This is a genomic window from Serratia microhaemolytica (assembly GCF_004011885.1).
Lineage (GTDB): Bacteria > Pseudomonadota > Gammaproteobacteria > Enterobacterales > Enterobacteriaceae > Serratia_G > Serratia_G microhaemolytica.
This window is the reverse complement of the sequence record NZ_SBEF01000067.1, coordinates 1-5,257: the sequence shown is the minus strand read 5'-3', so window position 1 is coordinate 5,257 and position 5,257 is coordinate 1. Positions and strand designations below refer to the sequence as shown.

The window sequence follows — 5,257 nt, the reverse complement described above, 5'->3', positions numbered from 1 at the left end:
GCAGGTTACAGAGACAGTGCGCACAATTCGGTAGCATTATGTTAAACCGGCCGCGCACCGCTGAAGAACCGACAAAGTGCAGGCTTTACCCTGCGGGGCGTGGCCGATTTACCCCGGCGCTCACCGAACCTAACAGTAGGCAGTCAGCCGCCAGGGAGGGCGGCTGTCTGCCGTGTTCACCGCGCCCCCAACTCTCAGAGAGCAAAAACAGCCAACTCAACACCTGCATCGATCACCGTTTGGCCGTCAACTCCCGCTTGGCTGTCGGCTCAGTTTGGCTGTCCCGCAACGCCGGTTTATTGCCGGGATGCGTGCGTTCATGCTCGGCTTTCAGTGGCGCAATGGCGACACGGGTATAAACCTGCGTGGTGTTCAGCGAGCTGTGACCCAACAGCGCTTGCAGATAGCGCGTTTCCGCGCCATTTTCCAGCATTTGTGTCGCCATGCTGTGCCGCAGCAGATGGCAAGCCCCGGCTTTCTCCAGCCGTGCCTGTTGCCGCAACGCGCGTCCCACTAACTGGGTCAGCGATGCCGAACTCAGCCGACCGCCGCGCTGGCTTAAAAACAGGTGGCCACTGTCCGCGCGCTGGCTCAACTGAGGCCGGGCTTCGCGTTGATAGCGCAACACCCAACTCACCGCGCGATCGCCGATCGGCACCACCCGATCTTTGCCGTTCTTGCCCTGATGCACCAACACCGTGCCACGGCTAATATTGATATCCTGCAACCGCAGGTTCGCCAGCTCCTGACGCCGTAGCCCGCTACTCCAGAAGGTTTCCAGAATGGCGCGATTACGTAACCCCACCGCGCTGTCGGTCGGTTGCGCACTCAGCAGGTTCAGCGTCTCCTCTTCGCTCAGCACCGCTAACGGCAATGCCGCTGGCGGTTTGGGCAGCGTTAACTGTGCTGCGGGGTTGTATAAAATCACATGCCGTTTTAGCAGCGCGGCAAAGAAGCTTTTCAGCGCACTTAACCGGCTCAGTTGGCCGCTCACCGCCAAGGGTTCGCCGTTGGCTTTGCGGTACTGTGCCAGATAGCGTTGATACCGCTCCAGCAGCGCCACACTCACTTGGGGCGCATACTGCACGCCGCGTTGTTGGCACCACAGCACGAACGGCGTGACCCGTTCGGCGCACGCTTCACAGGTGCGTGCACTCATTTGGCTGGCCAACTGCGCCAGATGTTGCGCCAGCAACTGGCTTAACGTTGCTTGTGCTGGCACTGACTCACTCAGTTTGCTCATGCGTTGACTCCTTGCTGCAAAACAAAAAAAGCCAGCAACAAAAAAATGTGCTGGCCGTTAATTACCACTACCGCCGCGCTGGATGCCGTGTTGCCGGAACAGTGATTTTTCACCAACCCCAACTTGCTACCCGGATAAACCGCTGCAACCCTTGCCACACCAGGCATTGCACCGATTTGCCTTAACCCAACTTGGCACCCACTTGCTACCAACTTGAGGCCAACTTGCCTACGCCACTGACCAACTTGCTGCATTCATACTGTCGGTTTCAGGCTCGCTTTCGCTGTTGACCTTGCGTTACCACTACCGCCATGTTTAACCCGATGTTGCCGGAGCAGTGATTTTCCACTCACCCCAACTTGCTCGGCTGATTTCAGCCGCCAAGCCTTGCCACACCAGGCATTGTGCCGATTTGCCTTAACCCAACTTGGCACCCACTTGCTACCAACTTGACGCCAACTTACCTACGCCACTGACCAACTTGCTGTCGGATAATCCCAACTTGCTGCATTCATACTGTTGGTTTCAGGCTCGCTTTCACTGTCAGATGCCGGTTTGGCTGATGCCAGCACGTCGATCAGCGCACAGAGTTGATGCTGGTCATCTTCATCCAGCCGCCAGATCAGCGCGTATTGCAACAGTTGACCCCGGCAACCGCCGAGTACTTGGAGATACTCCATTTCCGCCAGCCGCAAGCAATGCACTTTCAGTTGGTTATCACTCCACTGAGTAAATGCGCGGATATCCCGCCGGGTGAAGCGCACTTCATGCAACGCCTGCTTACGTTCGCTGGCCAACTGCGCCACTAACGCCCCGATCAGCTTCAGCAACTGGCGGGTTTGCGGTGGTAGCTCATCCAGCGTGCGGCCTAAAATTTCCTGCGCCAGTGGGTTGGCGTGTTGAATGTCTTGTGCCGTCACTTCGATGTAGTCGATCACTTCGCCGCGATGGCTGACCTGCTTTACCTCGCGCTGATACTGATGCAGTAACGCGATGCTCTGGATCAGGCTGAGGTATTTCATGTGGTCACGGCGGGTACGGGTTTTATCGCTAATAAAGCTCAGTTGCTGCGCGAACGGATTGACCACTTTCAGTGGCCGCAACAAGCGTTGCGCGTTCTGGTGCAGTTCACTCAGGTAGTGTTTATCGCGGCTGGCCAGCAGCCCGGCCAGCGTTTGCGCCTGACGTTGTGCCTGGTGAATGGCTTCGGTCTGTTCGCGTGACTCATTCACCGTGAGCACCAAGCAGCGGTTTAGCAACTCTTCGTCGATGTCGATCGCGGTGCTGGTCAGCATTAACATCACTGGCCCTTCTACCCGGTATTGTTTGGTGACCAAGTTGCCGCTCACTTCATCTTTGGCGGTGCTGGCGATGGTGAGTTCACCATCCGATTGCAGCAGCTTCAGTGCATAGGCGGCTTGCCTGACGCCTTCTTCTTCGGCGATGGCCAAGATTTTATGTTTCACGTTCACTTCCCCGAGGTAGAACAGGCTTTGCCCGGTCATGGCGCTGTATTGCAACCGTTCTTCTGGCGGCATCAGGTTTAACACCGCATCCATGAGTGACGATTTCCCCGCTGCGCTGCTGCTCTGGATCAAGATCGCCAACGGCTTATCCAACCGCCGCGAGGTGGCGGCCAGATAGGCGGCTAACAGATTGCTGCGTTCACCGACCACACCACAGGCGGCCAAGTCTTGGGTGATACGCGCCAACAACTGCGGTGAACGCAACAACGCCAACGCTTCCGACTGCTGATCGGCACTCAACACCGGTGCCGCTTCGGCGCTGGCTTCTGCCTGCACCCGTGCTTTTTGCTCGGTTTGATACTGCTCAACCCACAGCAGCACGCGCCCCAATGCCCGGCGCAACGATGCCTCATCACAACCCAGCTCCAGCGCCGCCAAGCGTGCATACCCTTGCCGACTGCGTGCGCTGAGTAAATCGAGGTGATCGCAGAACAGCACGCCGCTGACCAGATCGAGCACTTGCACATTCAGCTTCAGTGCCAGACTGTGGCGGCTGCGTTCGGTGAGGCCACGCAAGCGCCATTGCTGGTTGAGCAGGGTTAAACTGAGATCGCCATTGTCCAGCCACTCGCTGACCAACCCCGGTTCACTGGCCACAGAGGAAGAAGAAGAGGAAGAAGAAGAGGCAGCAAAATCAGCCGTGACGCCAACCGCTTCCACTTTCTCCGCCGCTTCAGAACCCGCCAGCTTGCCAACCTCGGCTGCCTCAACCTGTTTCACTGCGGCCGCCAACGCCCCATCGGCCGCCATCGGCAACGCCTGGTCAAGCAGCAACTGGAACGCCAGCGCTTTCTGTTCACTGGCCAGCAGATAATCATTGGCATCCATACCGGCCGGGAAGATCACCCGCCAAGGTTCAATGCCTTTTTCGCGCAACGCCTCGGCCAGCTTCAGCGCAGCGCTGTTACCGGCGGCATCGTTATCAAAGGCGATCAACACCTGCTTGACACCGTTGGCGGCAAAACAGTGCCAGTGATCTGCGGTGACACCATTGACGCCATAAGCTGCCGTGACATAACGCACCCCGGCAACCCACAATCAGCGATTCGCACAGCACCACGGTTTTATGCTGCAACAGCGCCACTTCGTTAAACACACCTTGGTGACGACCGCTCAAGTAGAGATGCAACGGCGTGCCGGGGCGGTAGTTCTCTGCTGGATAGATTTTGCGCCCGTAAATCTGGCCGATCTCGCCGTTGGCACCGACCACCGGGATCACCAGCGAACCGGTAAAATGCTCATGGCCTGAGCCACGTGTTAGCCCGAGCTGCTGCAACTGCTGACGCATTTTCACCCCTTCGCGCGTCTTACGCGCAGGCAAGCGATAGCCCAAGGTGCGATTGGCAAAGCCCAACTGGAAGTGCGCCACTAATTCGGCATCGGCCAGACCGCGCTGTTGCAGATAGTGCTGCGCCTCGGTGGAGCTGAACAGCGTTTGTTGATACAGCGCCAACACCTGCTGCAACAGTGCCTGACGCCCGGCGGGCTCTTCCACCGATGCCACTGGCGGCAGCGGCGCCAGTTGCGGCACCTGCCCGACCTCGGCACACAACCGCTGATAGGCTTTATGCAGACTGATTTTCTCGGTTTTGATCAGCCAATCGAGCACCGAACCCGATTCGCCGCAACCGAAGCAGTGATAGAGATTTTTTTCTGGCGACAGCGCCATTGACGGGGTTTTCTCATCGTGGAACGGGCACAGCGTCATCAACTCTTTGCCCTGTTTGATCAGCACCCGCCCTTGTTGTTGTGCCAGCGCCACCAGTGACACCGCTTGTTTCAGGTGTTGTAACTCTGCTTCGTTGATGCGGGGCATTTCCTTACCTCCTAAAAACCTGTCAATAGCAAAATAGTGAAAATAACTCTGTTGTGTTGTACTCTAATAAAGAGTAACATAAACGTCAATAACAAAAATGGGAGATAACATCATGGTCATGTTAACCAGACAACAACTACAGGCCATGGCACGTAACGACGAAAATTTCTTTAAAGAATTAGGGGCAAGGATCGCTAAGTCACGTAAAGAGCTGAACCTTACGCAATCACAACTAGCTGAAAAATTAGGAATTGCACAACAAACAATGGCTCATTATGAAGGTGGAAAACTGCGGATGCCTGCATCGTTTCTGCCTGAACTCGCAGAAATATTAAATTTATCACTCGACGAATTACTTGGATTATCAGTTAGTAAAAAAACAAACAAACGTGGCCCAACATCTAGACTTGAGCAACAAATGCAGTTAATCAGTCAGTTACCGAAGATGAAGCAAAAGTTCGTATCTGAAATGCTTGATACGATTATTGGTAATTCAGATGGATAGTGTTTTATAACACGGGGTTGAGGTGTTGGAGCACCTCAACCCCGCTAACCCCAGCAACTAAAAGAGGTAGTTACTATGGCTAAGCGTGATTCTAAGTCACAACAGCAGATTGTTAAAGTCTCCCAGCATGAACGCTTTGAGCGAGTGAAATATTTTGGTTTGGCGCT

General features: G+C 55.5%; 2 protein-coding genes and 1 pseudogene. 1 reads left to right on the top strand and 2 read right to left on the bottom strand.

What is annotated here, in order from left to right; translation table 11 throughout:
• Window positions 1-232: 232 nt before the first annotated feature.
• Window positions 233-1,243 carry a site-specific tyrosine recombinase XerC gene (gene xerC / locus EOJ37_RS13525; protein ID WP_127960421.1) on the bottom strand — a complete coding sequence of 337 codons (1,011 nt, stop codon included), beginning with the start codon at window positions 1,241-1,243 and terminating at the stop codon, window positions 233-235.
• Between the two features lie 464 nt (window positions 1,244-1,707).
• Window positions 1,708-4,585: pseudogene (locus EOJ37_RS13520) on the bottom strand (CHC2 zinc finger domain-containing protein).
• A gap of 112 nt (window positions 4,586-4,697) precedes the next feature.
• On the opposite strand from EOJ37_RS13520, the gene EOJ37_RS13515 reads away from it, so the two are divergent.
• On the top strand, window positions 4,698-5,090 hold the full coding sequence (locus tag EOJ37_RS13515) for a helix-turn-helix domain-containing protein (RefSeq protein ID WP_127960420.1): 393 nt from the start codon (window positions 4,698-4,700) through the stop codon (window positions 5,088-5,090).
• Window positions 5,091-5,257: the final 167 nt, after the last annotated feature.

Bases quoted from the DNA above. Each gene is read 5' to 3' on its own strand.
- EOJ37_RS13515 (WP_127960420.1), top strand. From the start codon at position 4,698: ATGGTCATGTTAACCAGACAACAACTACAGGCCATGGCACGTAACGAC.
- xerC (WP_127960421.1), bottom strand. From the start codon at position 1,243: ATGAGCAAACTGAGTGAGTCAGTGCCAGCACAAGCAACGTTAAGCCAG.